This is a genomic window from Streptomyces sp. NPDC107522 (assembly GCF_055657525.1).
In genome coordinates, this window is sequence record NZ_JBVKAU010000008.1 from 302,313 (window position 1) to 318,273 (window position 15,961).

16 protein-coding genes and 1 riboswitch are annotated in these 15,961 nt (G+C 71.8%); of the genes, 8 read left to right on the forward strand and 8 right to left on the reverse strand.

Annotation, left to right across the window (positions count from 1 at the left end):
* Positions 1 to 224: 224 nt before the first annotated feature.
* Positions 225 to 1,052 carry a methyltransferase gene (locus ACZ7L6_RS26560; RefSeq protein ID WP_471927992.1) on the reverse strand — a complete coding sequence of 276 codons (828 nt, stop codon included), beginning with the start codon at positions 1,050 to 1,052 and terminating at the stop codon, positions 225 to 227.
* 278 nt (positions 1,053 to 1,330) lie between these two features.
* Positions 1,331 to 1,903, reverse strand: coding sequence for an SAV_6107 family HEPN domain-containing protein (locus tag ACZ7L6_RS26565; protein WP_471927994.1), 573 nt, complete (start codon positions 1,901 to 1,903; stop codon positions 1,331 to 1,333).
* A gap of 167 nt (positions 1,904 to 2,070) precedes the next feature.
* Here ACZ7L6_RS26565 and ACZ7L6_RS26570 point away from each other — a divergent pair, with 167 nt between their 5' ends.
* The 5 genes from ACZ7L6_RS26570 to ACZ7L6_RS26590 all read left to right on the forward strand — a co-directional run bounded on the left by ACZ7L6_RS26570 (position 2,071) and on the right by ACZ7L6_RS26590 (position 8,242).
* Entirely contained in the window at positions 2,071 to 2,916 is an 846-nt protein-coding gene (locus tag ACZ7L6_RS26570) for an ATP-binding cassette domain-containing protein (RefSeq protein ID WP_471927996.1), read from the forward strand.
* Complete coding sequence (locus ACZ7L6_RS26575) at positions 2,888 to 4,972, forward strand: YhgE/Pip family protein (RefSeq protein ID WP_471927998.1); 2,085 nt, start codon at positions 2,888 to 2,890, stop codon at positions 4,970 to 4,972. The genes ACZ7L6_RS26570 and ACZ7L6_RS26575 overlap by 29 nt, the downstream gene beginning before the upstream one ends.
* Before the next feature lie 23 nt (positions 4,973 to 4,995).
* Complete coding sequence (locus tag ACZ7L6_RS26580; protein WP_471928000.1) at positions 4,996 to 5,625, forward strand: TetR/AcrR family transcriptional regulator; 630 nt, start codon at positions 4,996 to 4,998, stop codon at positions 5,623 to 5,625.
* Positions 5,626 to 6,036: 411 nt separating this feature from the next.
* The gene (locus ACZ7L6_RS26585) at positions 6,037 to 6,651 is read left to right on the forward strand and encodes a DUF4126 domain-containing protein (protein WP_471928002.1); all 615 of its coding nucleotides are present in this window, start codon (positions 6,037 to 6,039) and stop codon (positions 6,649 to 6,651) included.
* A gap of 76 nt (positions 6,652 to 6,727) precedes the next feature.
* Complete coding sequence (locus tag ACZ7L6_RS26590) at positions 6,728 to 8,242, forward strand: phytoene desaturase family protein (RefSeq protein WP_471928004.1); 1,515 nt, start codon at positions 6,728 to 6,730, stop codon at positions 8,240 to 8,242.
* Between the two features lie 54 nt (positions 8,243 to 8,296).
* Here the strand turns inward: ACZ7L6_RS26590 and ACZ7L6_RS26595 are convergent, their stop codons facing one another.
* The 6 genes from ACZ7L6_RS26595 to ACZ7L6_RS26620 form a co-directional block, all read right to left on the reverse strand.
* Positions 8,297 to 9,274, reverse strand: a complete 978-nt coding sequence (locus tag ACZ7L6_RS26595) for an SCO2102 family sporulation regulator (RefSeq protein WP_471928006.1) — start codon at positions 9,272 to 9,274, stop codon at positions 8,297 to 8,299.
* A gap of 57 nt (positions 9,275 to 9,331) precedes the next feature.
* A complete protein-coding gene (gene metF, locus ACZ7L6_RS26600; RefSeq protein ID WP_471928008.1) occupies positions 9,332 to 10,255 on the reverse strand; it encodes a methylenetetrahydrofolate reductase [NAD(P)H] in 924 nt (307 codons plus the stop codon).
* Positions 10,256 to 10,476: 221 nt separating this feature from the next.
* Positions 10,477 to 11,142: a thiamine phosphate synthase gene (thiE, locus tag ACZ7L6_RS26605; protein WP_471928010.1), complete on the reverse strand. Its 666-nt coding sequence runs from the start codon at positions 11,140 to 11,142 to the stop codon at positions 10,477 to 10,479.
* A gap of 378 nt (positions 11,143 to 11,520) precedes the next feature.
* Positions 11,521 to 11,886 carry an Rv2175c family DNA-binding protein gene (locus ACZ7L6_RS26610; protein ID WP_031483328.1) on the reverse strand — a complete coding sequence of 122 codons (366 nt, stop codon included), beginning with the start codon at positions 11,884 to 11,886 and terminating at the stop codon, positions 11,521 to 11,523.
* 108 nt (positions 11,887 to 11,994) lie between these two features.
* Complete coding sequence (locus tag ACZ7L6_RS26615) at positions 11,995 to 13,242, reverse strand: NAD(P)/FAD-dependent oxidoreductase (protein ID WP_471928012.1); 1,248 nt, start codon at positions 13,240 to 13,242, stop codon at positions 11,995 to 11,997.
* 32 nt (positions 13,243 to 13,274) lie between these two features.
* On the reverse strand, positions 13,275 to 13,625 hold the full coding sequence (locus ACZ7L6_RS26620) for an avidin-fold protein (RefSeq protein ID WP_471928014.1): 351 nt from the start codon (positions 13,623 to 13,625) through the stop codon (positions 13,275 to 13,277).
* Positions 13,626 to 13,677: 52 nt separating this feature from the next.
* Positions 13,678 to 13,789, forward strand: a riboswitch (TPP riboswitch).
* On the opposite strand from ACZ7L6_RS26620, the gene thiO reads away from it, so the two are divergent.
* The 3 genes from thiO (at position 13,787) to ACZ7L6_RS26635 (ending at position 15,948) form a co-directional block, all read left to right on the forward strand.
* On the forward strand, positions 13,787 to 14,953 hold the full coding sequence (gene thiO / locus ACZ7L6_RS26625) for a glycine oxidase ThiO (RefSeq protein ID WP_471928016.1): 1,167 nt from the start codon (positions 13,787 to 13,789) through the stop codon (positions 14,951 to 14,953). (Overlaps the previous riboswitch by 3 nt.)
* Complete coding sequence (thiS, locus tag ACZ7L6_RS26630) at positions 14,950 to 15,150, forward strand: sulfur carrier protein ThiS (RefSeq protein WP_471928018.1); 201 nt, start codon at positions 14,950 to 14,952, stop codon at positions 15,148 to 15,150. The genes thiO and thiS overlap by 4 nt, the downstream gene beginning before the upstream one ends.
* A gap of 3 nt (positions 15,151 to 15,153) precedes the next feature.
* A complete protein-coding gene (locus ACZ7L6_RS26635) occupies positions 15,154 to 15,948 on the forward strand; it encodes a thiazole synthase (protein WP_471928020.1) in 795 nt (264 codons plus the stop codon).
* Positions 15,949 to 15,961 lie beyond the last annotated feature (13 nt).

Sequence of the window (15,961 nt, forward strand, 5' to 3'; positions counted from 1 at the left end):
CCCCGTGAAACCCGCCCCTCTACGCCAATTGGCCAACCGGGCTCCGGCATGCACGTCCCGGCTCGCTGAGATCTTCATTCCCCAGCGGCCGACCCGTCATGCCGGAACGGTCTCCCTCGATCATACGGCGCTGAGCGCTCGATCGGGGGGCCTGTGGCGTACTCCATGTGCAGCCAAGTCCCTGATCAACGGCGCGCCCCTGCGGTCCGGTCACAGAAGGCAGCTCAGGCCTCGGTCGTCTCCCGCGTCTCGCCGAGCACGTGGAGCTGCGTGGCCACCGAGTGGAAGGCGGGCAGCTCGGCCGCGGCCTCCTCCAGCTTCAGCAGTGCCTCGAGTGCGCCGGGCTCGGTGTCCACCAGCACACCGGGCACCAGGTCGGCGAAGACCCGCACCCCGTGCACCGCACCGACCCGCAGGCCGGCCCCCTCGACCAGCCCGGTGAGCTGCTCGGCGGTGAAACGCCGGGGCACCGGGTCGCCCTGGCCCCAGCGGCCGTCCGGGTCTTCCAGGGCCTGCTTGGCCTCCTTGAAGTGACCGGCGAGGGCCCGCGCCAGCACCGCACCGCCCAGTCCGGCGGCGAGCAGACTGAGGACGCCCTCGGGACGCAGGGCGGCGACCGCGTTGCGGACGCCCTCGGCGGGGTCGTCGACGTACTCCAGGACGCCGTGGCAGAGCACGACGTCGTACCCGCCGCGCTCGACCACGTCGAAGAGGCCGTGGGCGTCGCCCTGGACGCCCCGCACCCGGTCGGCGACGTCGGCCTCGGCGGCACGCCGCTCCAGGGCGAAGAGCGCGTTCGGGCTGGGGTCGACGACGGTGAGCCGGTGGCCGAGGCGGGCGAGGGGCACCGCGAAGTTGCCGCTGCCGCCTCCGGTGTCGAGGACGTCCAGCGTCTGCCGGCCCGTGGCCTTGACCCGGCGGTCCAGGGCGTCCTGGAGGACCTCCCAGACCACGGCGGTACGGAGGGAGGCGCGGGGTCGGGAGGAGTCGGAGCGCAGCGACGTCGTGTGGGGGTGGTGATGGGAGACGGGCGGGCGCATCGGGTCCGACACGGCAGTTGACTCCTCGGCACGGCACCGCCACTGGCGCAGCGGGGCGAACGGGCTGCCTCCCCGGCGCCCGGATCACGGGAGTGGGAAGGCTTCAGGCGCCCTCCACCCTATTGCCTACGACGTCCCGACCGGCCATCGCGGTGCCGCACGGGGCCCACCGTCTCGCCCGGCGGACGGCAGAGAGTGTCAGCAGGGCGGAGCGCATGACGCGGCAGCCCCGCAAGGCAAGGTCCGACGGCTGGGCGGGCGGACCCCGGCAGACTTCACCGGCGGACATGTCAGCCCGCGTCCGGCATCTCCTCGTGCCCGTGTCGTACGCCCTCGGGTTCCTCCGCGTCCGCGTCCGGTCGCGGCTGGGGCAGGACCGGCTGGAGGACCAGCATCCGCTCGACGAGGCGGAGGAACATCGCCACGTCGCGTATCAGGTCGTCGGCGTCCCGGCGGCTGGCCGCGCCCTGGATGCCCGCCTCGGCCCGGGCGCGGCGCCGGGCGCCGGAGGCGAACAGCGCGCTCCACTCGGCGAGTTCGGGCGCGATCTCGGGGAGCACTTCCCAGGCGCTCCTGATGCGGGCCCGCCGCCTGGGCGTCGGCTCCGGGCGCCCTCGCGCGGCGAGCACGGCGGCGGCGGTGCGCAGGGCGGCGAGGTGGGCTGTGGCATAGCGCTCGTTCGGGGTATCCAGAACAGCGGCCTCGTCCAGTCCGGCACGGGCCTGGGCGAGCAGGTCGAGGGCGGCGGGCGGCGCCGTGGTCCGGCGGAGCACGGGGTGCACGTCGCTCGCCGGGCCGGTCAGTGAGGGGGCAGGGCCGGTGGCGCGGCGCCGACGGGCGGCGGCTGCGTGGTAGCTGGCCATGACGAACCTCCTGTCGTCTGTGTGACGGCACGCCCGGATACGAGGTGCCGTATGTGCCCATCGTGAGGTATGGCACTGACAATCCGTTCTGACCTGGCCTTTTGCTTCGATCGAGAGTTCGGAGTAGTTTTTGCACTGACCAGTCAGTTCAAAATGAGGGGGCAGGGATGGGGGGAACCGTGACCGGAGTCGGCGTCACGGCCCAGGGTCTCGGCCTCGAAGGGCCCCGCGGATGGGCGTTCCGCGGGGTCTCCTTCGACGCGGAGCCCGGCTCACTGATCACGATCGAAGGTCCGTCCGGCACCGGCCGCACGTGCCTGTTGCTTGCGCTCACGGGACGGATGAAGCCCACCGAGGGAGCGGCCACCGTGGGCGATGCCGTGCTGCCCAAGCGCATGGCGGCGGTGCGGCGCGTCAGCGCCCTGGCTCATGTACCCGGTGTGACCGACCTGGACCCGGCCCTGACCGTCGCCGAGCACCTCCACGAACGGGCGCTGCTGCAGCGACGGTTCGGCGATTCGCTGCGCGGGCTCCTGCGACCTCGCGCCGAGCGCAGGACGGAGCAGAAGCGGCTCGTCGACGCCGCGCTGACGGCAGCGGGCATGGACCTGGACGCCCTGCCCAAGGGCCCCCGCACCGCCGTACGCGATCTGGAGCGGGTGGAGGCGCTGCGGCTGTCCATCGCGCTGGCCCTGATCGCACGCCCGCGTCTGCTCGGCGTCGACGACACCGACCTCAAGCTCTCCGACGCCGAACAGGCCGATGTCTGGGCGCTGTTGAAGTCGATCACCGAGGCCGGGACCACGGTCGTCGCGGTGTGCAGCGAGGCCCCGGACGGCACGGTCGAGGTGTCCACGCAGGCGACCGACCAGCCGGCCGGCGGCCAGGAGACCGACAAGCCGGCCGGCCCCAACGAGACCGGCACGGCGTCCGACTCCCAGGAAACCGAAAAGCCCCGGGAAACCGACGGAAAGGAGGCCGCCGATGCGATCGCCGAGGCTCGCCGCGCTTGAACTCCGGCGCTTCGGGCGGGGGAAGCTGCCGCGTGCCGCCCTGGTCGCGCTGCTGGTGCTGCCCCTGCTGTACGGCGCCCTGTACCTGTGGTCGTTCTGGGACCCGTACGGCCGTCTCGACCGCATCCCCGTCGCGCTCGTGAACGACGACAAGGGGGCGACCGTCGAGGGGAAGAAGCTCACCGCCGGCGACGACATCACGGAAGGGCTGCGGGAGAGCGAGGTCTTCGACTGGCACGAGGTGAGTGCCGCCGAGGCCCGCAAGGGCGTCGAGGACGGCACCTACTACCTGTCGCTGACCATGCCGTCCGACTTCAGTGCGCGGATCGGTTCCAGCGCGGGCGACTCGCCGGAGACGGGCGCCCTCCAGGTGCGCACTAACGACGCGAACAACTACATCGTCGGGCAGATCTCGCGCACGGTCTTCAGCGAGGTGCGCGAGGCCGCCTCCACGAAGGCGTCGCGGTCGTTCCTGGACCGGATCTTCGTGTCGTTCTCCGACATCCACGGCGCGACGGTGAAGGCCGCGAACGGCGCCGACCAGCTGGAAGGCGGCATCGGGAAGGCGGAGAAGGGCTCCAAGGACCTCGCGGACGGGCTGAAGGACGCCAAGGACGGCAGCGGCAAGCTGTCGACGGGCCTGAAGAAGCTCGACAAGGGCGCGGGCGATCTGGAGGACGGCTCCAGGCGGGTCGCGCAGGGCACGCAGACGCTGGCCGACAGGGTCAACGGCATCGACGGGAAGATCGGCCCGTTCCTGGCGGACAACGAGAAGACCATCGGGGACACCGCCCAGCTGGTCGCCGACACCTCGGCGGCGATCAGCAACAACCTCGACGACCTCGTGGAGCGGGCTCCGGGCGCCGCCAGGCGCGCGCATACGGCTTCTGACGTGCTGAACACCGTCTACAAGGCGCGCTGCGAGGACGCCGTACTGCCCGACCCGGCCTGTTCCGACCTGAAGAAGGCCAAGCAGTCGGCCGCGGACGTGGCGACGATCGCCGACGACCTCAACACGCTGATCACCGACCAGGACGGCGATCTGAAGGCGCTCAAGAAGAACCTCGCCACCCTCCAGAAGCAGTCCCAGGCGCTCGCCGACCGCGCGCCCCACCTCTCGGAGGATCTCGACGACGCCGTCACCAAGATCAACAAGCTGAACGACGGGGCCGCCAAGGTCGCCGCGGGTGCCAAGAAGCTCCACTCGGGGATCGGCTCGGCCAAGTCGGGCGCCGCCGAGCTGGACACGGGCGTCGGCAGGCTCAAGACGGGCGCCTACGACCTCAACGGCGGCATGTACAAGCTCGTCGGCGGCTCCGGGAAGCTCTCGGACGGGCTGCACGACGGCGCGCAGCAGATCCCCGACTACGACAAGAAGGCCCGCGACCAGCGCACCGAGGTGATGGCCGACCCGGTCCAGCTCGTCTCGCGGGACCTGCACAAGGCGGCCAACTACGGCACCGGCTTCGCCCCGTACTTCATCCCGCTGTCCCTGTGGGTGGGCGCCATGGTGGCGTACATGCTGATCGCGCCGATGAACCGCCGCGCGCTCGCCGCGGGTGCCTCGGCATGGCGGATCGCGCTGGCCGGATGGCTGCCGGTGGTCGCGATCGGGGTGCTGCAGACGGTGGCCCTGATGTCGGTGCTGCACTGGGCGATCGGGCTGCAGATGGCCCGGGCGGCCGGGACGGTGGGCTTCCTGTTCCTGGTGACGGCGTGCTTCGCGGCGCTCGTGCAGTGGCTGAACGCGCGCTTCGGGGCGGCCGGCCGGATCCTCGTCCTGGCTCTGCTGATGCTGCAGTTGACGTCCGCGGGCGGCACCTACCCCGTCCAGACCAGCCCGGGCTTCTTCAACGCACTCCACCCCTTCCTGCCGATGAGCTACGTCGTGGAGGCGCTCAGGAGGCTCATCACGGGCGGCGGTCTGGAACCGGTGTGGCACGCGTGCGTGGTGCTCGTCGCCTTCACCGCGGGCGCCCTCGCGCTGACCGCTCTGTCGGCCCGCCGCCGGCAGGTGTGGACGCTCGACCGGCTGCACCCGGAGCTGAGCCTGTGAACGCGCGCGGGACAATCGCTGCCATGGAAAGCAGCAGCGCCGCGTCGGGCGGCAGCACGCGCCGTGAGGCCACCCGGCAGAAGCTCTACGAGGCGGCCGTCACCCTCATCGCCGAACAGGGCTTCTCCGCCACCACGGTGGACGAGATCGCCGAGCGGGCCGGGGTGGCGAAGGGCACGGTCTACTACAACTTCGCAAGCAAGTCCGTCCTCTTCGAGGAGCTGCTGCGACACGGAGTCGGACTCCTCGCCGCTTCCCTCCGGGAGGCGGCCGAGCAGACCGCCCGGGATGGCGGCAGCAAAGTGGACGCCCTGGACGCGATGGTGCGCGCGGGGCTGGTCTTCATCGACCGCTACCCGTCCTTCACCCAGCTGTACGTCGCCGAACTGTGGCGGACCAACCGAGCCTGGCAGTCCACGCTGATGGTGGTCCGGCAGCAGGCGGTGGCGGTCGTCGAGGGAGTGCTGCGCGAGGGCGTGGAGAAGGGCGAGTTCAGCGAGGAGATCGACGTCCCGCTGACCGCCTCCGCACTGGTCGGCATGGTCCTGGTGGCCGCGCTGGACTGGAAGTCCTTCCAGCCGGAGCGCTCCCTGGACGACGTGCACTCCGCGCTGTCCCGGCTGCTGCAGGGCCGGGTGAGCGGGCGCCACTGACAACGGGCGCCACTGACGCGGCCATTGTGCGCACACGAAGGCGCCGGTCCGAGGTGGCCGCGTCCCCCGCGGGCCATTCGAACCGGCGCCTTCTCTTGCTCCCCCGTGTCCCCCGTTTTCCCCGTGTCCCCCCATGTCCCCCGTTGGACCCCCGTTCGGTCGTTCCCCCGGGCCCCCGTCTCGCTCCCGCCGACGCCAAGTCGGCGGAAGGAGCGGATCCGGGGCCGCTCCGTTCCGGCGCCCCGTGTCGCCGGTGCCGGAGCCGATCCCCTTCTCCGTGCCTCCACTCTCTCGTTCACGCAGGTCGGCCCCCATCCGCGCGCGTACTCATCTCACCGCCTAGGTACGCGTACTCAGACCTGCGCACTCATCCCCAAGCCCTTCCGTTGCCGACTGGTTACGATCGCCCCCGTGTCTGTACTCCCTTTGGTCTTCACGAGCGGCTGGGCCAGCGGCATCAACGCGTACGCGGTGGTGCTGCTGCTCGGCATATTCGGCGCGACGGGGCTGAGCGACGAGGTGCCCGAGGCGCTGCAACGGCCCGATGTCCTGATAGCCGCCGGTGTCCTGTTCCTGTGCGAGGCCGTCGCCGACAAGATCCCGTACGTGGACACGGCCTGGGACGCGGTGCACACCGTGATCCGGCCGGTCGCTGGCGCGGTCGTCGCGGCGCTGCTCGCCGGGCAGAGCGGGTCGGTGCCCGAGCTGGCGGCGGGCGCGGTCGGCGGTTCCACGGCGTTGGTGAGCCACCTGGTGAAGGCCGGGACGCGGATGGCGGTGAACACCTCGCCCGAGCCGTTCAGCAACATCGTGGTGAGCATCGCGGAGGATCTCGGCGTCGGTGCCCTCATCACCCTCGCGATCTTCTACCCCGTCGCCGCGGCGGTCGTCGCCGGCGTACTGCTGCTCGCCGGACTGCTGATGGTCCTCTTCCTGGCCTCGCGGATCCGTCGCTTCCTGCGCCGCAGGGCCGAGCGCCGGGAGGAGAAGCGGCTCGCGCAGGCGGTGGGACAGCGGCCCGGCTGAGCCTGCGCCTGCGGTCAGGGAGCCGTTGCCCGAGGTCAGCGCGCCTTTGTCAGTGGCGGCCGATAAAGTCCCACGCATGGCAAGGATTGCGGTGATCGGCGCCGGCATGGGCGCCATGGCGGCCGCTGCCCGGCTGGCCGTCGCGGGCCACTGGGTGGCGGTGTACGAGCGTGCGGAGACGTTCGGCGGAGCGGTGCGCCGCTTCGAGCGCGACGGCTTCGGCTTCGACACGGGACCCGGGCTGCTGCCCCTGCCCGCCGTGTACCGCGACCTGTTCCTCAAGACCGGCAAGGAGCCGCTCGAGGCGTGCGTCGAGCTGGTCCAGGTCGACCCGTCCGCGCGGCACGTCTTCGCGGACGGCACCGAGGTGACCCTGCCGAACGCCTCGCGCGCGGGTGTGGTGGCCGCCCTGGACGAGGCGCTGGGCGCCGGGACCGGCGACCGCTGGGGCGACTTCCTGGTCCGCGCCCGCGAGGCCTGGGACCGCACACGCAGACCGCTGCTGGAGGAGCCCCTGTGGCCGAACTGGCAGGTGCTGGCCGAGCGCGAGCCCTACCCGGCGGTTCCCCACAAGCGCCTCCTGCGCACCCGCCGGGCCGGCACGCTCGCCGAGGTCGGCGCCTGGGAACTGCGCGACCCCCGGCTGATCGCCCTGCTGGAGAGCCACGCCCTGGCGTACGGCCTGGATCCGCGCGAGGCCCCGGCGAGCGCGGCGGTGCTGCCGTACATGGAGCATGCCTTCGGGACCTGGTATGTGCGGGGCGGCATAAGGGAGTTGGCGCGGGCGGTGTACGAGCGGTGCGTCGCCAGGAAGGTCGAGTTCCACTTCGGCGCCGAGGTCGCGGGGGTCCTGGAGAAGGACGGCCGGGCGGCGGGCGTGGAGCTGGCCGACGGGGATGTGGTGGACGCCGATTTCGTGGTCTCGGGGGTCGCTCCCGGGGTGCTGGACCGCCTCGTGCGGGGCACGGCGGTGCGAGGCGAGGCCGGGGTCGCGCCCCAGCGGGGGGCGGCGAGCCGTCTGACGGTGCTGCTGGCGCTGCGCGGCAGCCGACCGGAGGGCACCGCGCACCGGACGGTGGTGCACGCGGAGAGCCGCGAGACCGAGCTGGATGCCCTGTTCGGCGCCGCCGGGGCTCTGGCCACCCGCCCTACGGTCACGGTCCTGCGGCCCGACGACCCGGCGCTGGTTCCGGACGCCGGCCATGAGGCGATCACCCTCACCTCGACGGTGCCGGCTCGGCCCGAGGGAAGCCGGCCGGAGTCGGAGGCCTTCGATCAGCACGCCGCACACCTGATCACTGTCGCCGAGCGTGCCGTGCCGGACCTGCGCGACCGACTTCTCTGGCACGAAGTGCGCACCCCGGCCGACATCGGGGAGGCGACCGGGGCGGAGGGCGGCGCGGTTCCCGCGCCGGCGCTGGCCGCGGGCGGCGGGCGCATGCTGCACCCGTCCAACACCACAGCCATATCCGGGCTGTTCACGGTCGGCGGCTGGTCCCACCCCGGCGGCGGTCTTCCGCACGCCGGTATGTCGGGCGCGTTGGTGGCCGGGCTGATCGTGGAGGGGCCGGAGTTCCGGGGCTCGCAGTGACCTGCGCGTAGGGCGCGGAGGCGTGGCCGTCAGAGGGCGACGTGGCCTGGGCCGTCAGAAGCGGTACTGCTCGTCGTACCCGTTGCCCTGCCCCTGCTCCTGGCCGTTGCCCTGGTACGGGTACTGCTGCTCCGGCGGGAGTTCGCCGCCGTACGTCTCGTCGGTGCGCTGCTGCGGGACCCAGACGCCGCCGGACGGGGTCTGGCCGTAGGTGCCGGTGGCGTACTGGTCCTGGCCGTAACCCTGCTGGCCGTACTGCTGCTGGCCGTAGGCGTCGTAGGAGGTGCCGTCGTAGGTCTGGGTGCCGACATACGGGTCGGAGTAGGCGGCGTACTGCTGCTGGCCGGTCGCGTCGTAGCCGTACTGCTGCTGGTCGTAGCCGGAGTAACCGTAGGCATAGCTCTGGTCGGCCGTCGCGTACTGGTCCTGGGGCTGGCCCGCGGCCGTGTAGTTCTGGTCGGCTGCGGCGTAGGCGGGGTCGCTGTATATGCCGTACGAGCCGGTGTCCTCCGGCAGGGGCTGCGGCTCGTAGACGGCGGTCGTCTCGGCGGCCGTGGGCTGGGCCGGGCGCGAGGGGGTGAAGACGTCGTCGCGGTCGTAGTCGTCGTGGCCGTAACCGACGCTGTCCTGGCCGTACTTGCCGTCGTCCTGACCGTACGCGCCGTCGCCGCCCCCGAAACCGCTCTCGGCCGCCTCGAGGTCGGAGACCTCCAGGGTCGGCTCCTGGCGTTCCGGCTCGCCGCGGCGGCGCTTGGCGGCGGCCAGGGGGCCCAGGGCCGGCGCGGAGACCGCCCAGCCGGCCGAGAAGCCGCGGCGGAACGACAGCGTGACGTAGGTCTGGCCGACCGCGAACGCGGCGGCACCCAGACCGATGACGACGACGGACGGGATCAGCACCCCGACCACGACGCCGAGGAAGCCGACGAAGGCGAGCAGCCGCCAGCGCAGCCGTGCCTTGTACTGCAGCAGCACCTCGCCCAGCAGCCACAGCGCGACGACGCCGAACGCGATGTAGAGGACCGTCCAGCCCATGTACGCCCCTCTCCCAGTGGCCGCCTACGCAGTGTGACGTATATCAGGACGGCCGGTCTAGGCCTGCGGTGGGTGGTGCAGGCCCAGGTTCTCGTAGATTTCCAGGGTCGCCGTGGAGTTGTTGAGCGTGATGAAGTGCAGTCCGGGCACTCCCTCGGCCAGCAGCCGCGCACAGAACTCGGTGGCGAACTCGATCCCGATCGAGCGTACAGCCGCCGGATCGTCCTTTGCTGTGAGGATCCGCTCTTTCAGGGCGGAGGGGAACGAAGCGTTGGTGAGGGACGGGATCCGCTCCAGGTTCCGCACGCTGACGATCGGCATGATCTCCGGAATGATCGGGGTGCTGCAGCCGGAGGCGGCGACCCGGTCGCGCAGCAGCAGGTAGTCCTCCGGTTCGAAGAACATCTGCGTGATCGCGTAGTCCGCGCCCGCACGGCACTTGTCGACGAAGTGACGGACGTCGGTCTCCCAGTCGGCGGAGCGCGGGTGCATCGCGGGGAAGGCCGCGACACCCACGCAGAAGTCGCCGGACGCCTTGATCAGTTCGACGAGTTCGGCGGCGTAGGTGAGGCCCTGGGGGTGCGGCACCCACTCGCCCAGCGGGTCGCCGGGCGGGTCACCGCGCAGCGCCAGCATGTTGCGGATCCCCGCGTCGGCGTACTGCCCGATGATGTTGCGCAGGTCGGCCACCGAGTGGTCGACCGCGGTGAGGTGGGCGATCGGCGTGAGCGTGGTGTCCGAGGCGATCGCCTCGGTCGCCTTGACCGTGCCGGCACGGGTGGAACCGCCCGCGCCGTAGGTCACGGAGACGAAGTCGGGTCCTACGGCCTCGACCCGGCGCAGCGCGTTCCACAGGTTCCGCTCGCCCTTCGGGGTCTTGGGCGCGTAGAACTCGAAGGAGTACGTCGTCTTGCCGGTCGCGAGCATCTCGCGCACGGTACGAGCGTGGTCCGATCTGATGGATGCGGTGCCGAGGGCCATACTCGCAGGTTAACCAGGGGTCCCCGGTCCCCCAACCGGGCGCCGGACATTTGACCGATTTGTCGGGTTGTTGTCCACTCCTTGGACAATGAGGGCCATGGATCGGCCCTGCAGCAGGTCGGGCAGGGCCTCGAGAACGGCGATCGCAGCCGGGATGACCACTGACTGAGACGCGCGGGGCGGAAACTGAGACGCGGCCGGTCCCGTGACCGGAGGTCTCCCTACCCCGCCTGCCGCAGCCGCTTCGCGAACTGGGCCGCCGCGGCGCCCGGGTCGTCCGCCTCCGTGATCGCCCGTACGACCACGACACGGCGGGCGCCCGCTTCCAGCACCTGGTCCAGGTTGGCCAGGTCGATACCGCCGATGGCGAACCAGGGGCGGTCGGTGCCGAGGGCGGCGGTGTGGCGGACCAGGTCGAGGCCGGGGGCGTGGCGACCCGGCTTGGTGGGGGTGGGCCAGCAAGGGCCGGTGCAGAAGTAGTCCACGCCCTCCTGGACGGCGGCCGCGGTGGCCTCCGGCTCGGAGTGCGTGGAGCGGCCGATGAGGACGCCGTCGCCGAGAATCGCGCGTGCGGCGGGGACCGGGAGGTCGCCCTGGCCCAGGTGCAGGACGTCGGCTTCGGCGGCGTGCGCCACGTCGGCGCGGTCGTTGACCGCGAGGAGCTTGCCGTGCCGGGCGCAGGCCTCGGCGAAGACCTTCAGGTACTCCAGCTCCTCAGCCGCCTCCATGCCCTTGTCGCGCAGCTGCACGATGTCCACACCGCCGGCCAGGGCGGCGTCCAGGAACTCCGCGAGGTCGCCCTGCTGCTTGCGGGCGTCGGTGCAGAGGTAGAGCCGGGCGTCGGCCAGCTGGGTGCGGGCGGTGGCTGCGGTGGCGGTGTCGGACATGGAGTGGCCCCTGGGGTCGGTCGGGTGGCGTCGGGTGCGCCGGGACGGTGCCGGACGGAGGCACGGTAGCCGGAGCGGGGTGCGGGAGCACGGGCCGGTGCCGGGCAGCCGGTGCCGGACAGCCGGTGCTGACGTTGGCGCACGTGCGTGCCGCGTGCGCCGGGCCGCCCATGACAACTGCTGCTGGGTGGACGGCCGAGGGACTGACACCGGACGCCGCCGCCGTATCGACATATCGATGGCGTACGTCGATATGTCGATGGCGTACGGGCCGGGCCCGGCTCCCGCGGCCGCAGTCACCCGCGACCGTGGCCCGCAGGGCCCGGCCCGTACGCCGAACGGTGTTCAGATGTGGCTGTTCACATCCGGCTGTTCAGATCAGACGGCGAGCGCCTGGGCGCGGCGCTTCACCTCCGTGCCGCGATTCTCGCTGAGCGCCTGCGCGGGGGTGCCGGGCAGGCTCTCGTCGGGGGTGAAGAGCCACTCCAGCATCTCTTCGTCGGTGAAGCCGTCGTCCCGCAGGAGCGTCAGGGTCCCGGACAGGCCCTTGACGACCTTGTCCCCGTCGATGAAGGCGGCGGGAACGTGCAGCGCGCGGTTCTCACCGCGGCGTACGGCGATGAGCTGGCCCTCCTTGACCAGCTGCCGGACGCGCGTCACCTCGACATCGAGCATCTCTGCGATGTCGGGGAGGGTGAGCCAGGCGGGGACGAGAGCATCGATCTTTGCGTCAATCTCGGTCACGGCAACAAGCGTAGGCGCTCCGCTGGTGGAGCCGCGATGGCAAGTGCCGGGATGCGTCGTCTGTCATCCGCGGGTCCATCGTGGCTGGGCGCGCAGTTCCCCGCGCCCCTAGGGCACTGCAGTCGCGGCCTTCAGAGGGCGCGCCGGATCCACCAGCAGCTCCTGGTTCATCTCCGTGCCCGCCTCGATCAGCCGCCGCCCTTGGGCAAGATCCCTCGGCCGGCCCACCGCCAGCAGGGCGACCAGGCGGTCGTCCTGCAGCCAGCAGACGGTCCACGCCGGACCCGACGGGTCGCCGCGCCACAGGGTCGTGTCGGCGGCGGCATGGTGGCCGGCGTACTGGACGAAGCGGCCGAACTGCTCGGACCAGAAGTACGGCACGGGGTCGTAAATCACGGGAGGCTCACCGGTGGCCTCGCCGAGGATGTTGGTGGCGACCGTACGCGGCCCCTGGAGGGCGTTGTCCCAGTGGTGGACCAGCAGGCGCTCGCCATACCTTCCCGAAGGGAAGGAGGCGCAGTCGCCGACCGCGTAGACGTCCGGCACGGAGGTGCGCAGGTGGTCGTCGGCGACGACCTCGCCGTGCACGCCCAGCTCGATTCCCGAGCCCGCCAGCCAGGCGGTGGCGGGACGTGCCCCGATGCCGACCACGACGGCGCCCGCGGGCAGCCGTGAGCCGTCGTCGAGGATCACCGCGCCGGGCTCGACGCGCTCCACGCGCGCGTGCGTACGCAGCACCGCCCCGCTGTCCTCGTACCAGGCGGCCATCGGCGCCGCCACCTCGGCGGGCAGCGCACCCGCGAGCGGTCGGTCGGCGGCCTCCACGACCGTCACCGCGCAGCCCGCCTCGCGCGCGGCCGTGGCGAACTCCGCGCCGATCCAGCCCGCGCCGACGACCACGATGTCGTGCTGCCGGGCGAGCACCGGGCGCAGCCGCTCGGCGTCGTCCAGGGTGCGCAGCAGATGCACGCCGGGCACGCCCTCCGTGCCCGGCAGCCGGATCGGTTCGGCGCCGGTGGCGAGCACGAGGACGTCGTACGGGACGGGCCCGGTCTCGGTGTCCAGCTCGTGGTCGGCCGGGCGCAGGCCGAGCACCTCGCAGCCCAGCTTCAGTTCGATGCCGAGCGCCTCGAAGTCGACGTCGAAGGCGGACCCCTCGGCCTTGCCGAGCAGTACGGCCTTGGACAGGGGCGGGCGATCGTACGGTTGGTGGGGCTCGGCGCCGATCAGTGTGACGGCGCCGGTGAAGCCCTGTTCGCGCAGGGCGACCGCTGTCTGCACACCGGCCATGCCCGCGCCGGCGACGACCACGCGCCGCGCCTGTGACGTGCCCCGTTGCTGCGTCTGCTCGCTCACCTGATCACCATAGACAACTGACAAATTGTCAGTCAGGGGGCATGCTCAGTGACCTGCTCCACAACGCTGGTTCCCGAGCCGTCCTGTGACTCCCACTCCCAGGTCTCCTCAAGGCGCACCCGCCCGTCGGGAAGCTCGATCACGGTCGACACGCAGTGCCCCGACGACGTCGTCCCGTCCCGCTTGAGCTGCACGTACCGGAAGTCCAGCCGGTCACCTTCCCTGGTACCCACCAGATGCCCGCGTACGACATCGCCGCCCGCGTACTCGGCCCAGATCTCGCCGTCCGTCTCGTGGTACGCGAACCGGGTCTGTGTCCCCACCTGACCTGGGGCTTGATCGGCGACAGGGGCGAGGACGAGACCGTCGAGCGAGCGGACCACAGGCTGAGGCTCCCTTACTGAGACATACGGCAGCGGGCTAGGGTGGCCAACGTAAAGCACTCGCGGGAGCCCGGACGCACCGGGCTGAGAGGGAGGCTGGCGGCCTCCGACCGTACGAACCTGATCCGGGTCATGCCGGCGAAGGGAGGGGCTGGACGCCCATGTCGCGTACGCGAACGTCAGACGTCCTTGTCATCGGGGGCGGAATCATCGGCCTGGTCACGGCGTGGCGGGCCGCGCAACGCGGGTTCACGACGACCGTCGTGGACCCCGAGCCGGGCGGCGGCGCCGCCCAGGTGGCGGCCGGGATGCTGGCCGCCGTCACGGAACTGCACTACGGCGAGCAGACCCTGCTGGGCCTGAATCTCGCTTCGGCCCGCCGCTACCCGGACTTCGTGGCCGAGCTCACCGACGTCACCGGCCATGACCTCGGCTACCGCCGGTGCGGCACGCTCGCCGTCGCGCTGGACGCCGACGACCGCGCCCATCTGCGCGAACTGCACGCCCTGCAGCAACAGTCGGGGCTGGACTCCGAGTGGCTGTCGGGGCGGGAGTGCCGGCGCCTGGAGCCGATGCTCGCGCCGGGGGTGCGCGGCGGGCTGCGGGTGGACGGCGACCACCAGATCGATCCGCGTCGGCTGGCCGGGGCGCTGGTGGCCGCGTGCGAGCGGGCCGGCGTGGTCTTCCACCGGGCGTGGGCCGAGCGCTTCACCGTTCTGCGGGACCGCGCCGCCGGTGTCACCACGACGGACGGCACCGAGCTGGGCGCGGGCCAGGTGGTCCTCGCGGCCGGCAGCCTCAGCGGGCGGCTGCCCGGGCTTCCGGACGACGTCCTGCCGCCCGTACGCCCGGTGAAGGGGCAGGTGCTGCGGCTGACCGTGCCGAAGCGGTACGCGCCGTTCCTGAGCCGGACCGTGCGGGCCGTGGTGCGCGGCAGCCAGGTGTATCTGGTGCCGCGCGAGAGCGGGGAGCTGGTCGTCGGGGCGACGAGCGAGGAGCTGGGCTGGGACACGACGGTGACCGCGGGAGGGGTGTACGAGCTGCTGCGCGACGCCCACGAGTTGGTGCCGGGCATCACGGAACTCCCGCTCACCGAGACCCGCGCGGGACTGCGGCCGGGTTCCCCGGACAACGCGCCACTGCTCGGCCCGACCGAGCTGGACGGGCTGTTGCTGGCCACCGGCCACTACCGCAACGGCGTGCTGCTCACGCCGGTCACCGGCGACGCCATGGCGCACGTCCTGACCACCGGTGAACTGCCGGAGGAGGCCCGGCCGTTCACGACGAAGCGGTTCAGCGCCGCCGCACTCACGGAGCAGCCGGCATGAACATCTCGGTCAACGGGGAGCGGCGAGAGGTCGCTCCCGGTACGGCGCTCGACATCGTCGTACGGATGCTCACCGCGGCGCCCTCCGGAGTGGCCGCCGCCCTCAACGAAACCGTCGTCCCGCGCGCGCAGTGGGCGTCGACGTCCCTCTCCGAAGGGGATCGCGTCGAGGTCCTCACCGCCGTCCAAGGAGGCTGAACCATGGCCGACGATCCCTTTGTCATCGGCGGTACGTCCTTCACGTCCCGCCTGATCATGGGTACGGGCGGGGCGCCCAGCCTGGAGGTGCTGGAGCGGGCGCTGGTGGCGTCCGGGACGGAGCTGACGACGGTCGCGATGCGGCGGGTCAACCCGTCGGTGCACGGGTCCGTCCTGTCCGTGCTGGAGAAGCTCGGCATCCGGGTGCTGCCCAACACGGCCGGGTGCTTCACGGCGGGTGAGGCCGTGCTGACGGCCCGCCTCGCGCGCGAGGCGCTCGGTACGGATCTGGTCAAGCTGGAGGTCATCGCCGACGAGCGGACGCTGCTGCCGGATCCGATCGAGCTGCTGGATGCGGCGGAGACGCTGGTGGACGACGGGTTCACGGTGCTGCCGTACACCAATGACGACCCTGTACTGGCGCGGAAGCTGGAGGACGTCGGGTGTGCGGCGATCATGCCGCTGGGGTCGCCGATCGGGTCGGGGCTCGGTATCCGCAATCCGCACAACTTCCAGCTGATCGTGGAGCACGCGCGCGTGCCGGTGATTCTGGACGCGGGGGCCGGTACGGCGTCCGATGCGGCGCTCGCGATGGAGCTGGGGTGTGCGGGTGTGATGCTTGCCTCGGCGGTGACGCGGGCGCAGGAGCCGGTGTTGATGGCCGATGCGATGCGGCATGCCGTGGAGGCGGGGCGGTTGGCGTACCGGGCGGGGCGGATTCCTCGGCGGCATTTCGCGGAGGCGTCGTCTCCTGCGGAGGGCTTGGCCGTGTTGGATCCCGAGCGGCCTGCTTTCTAGGTGCCCGGCATTG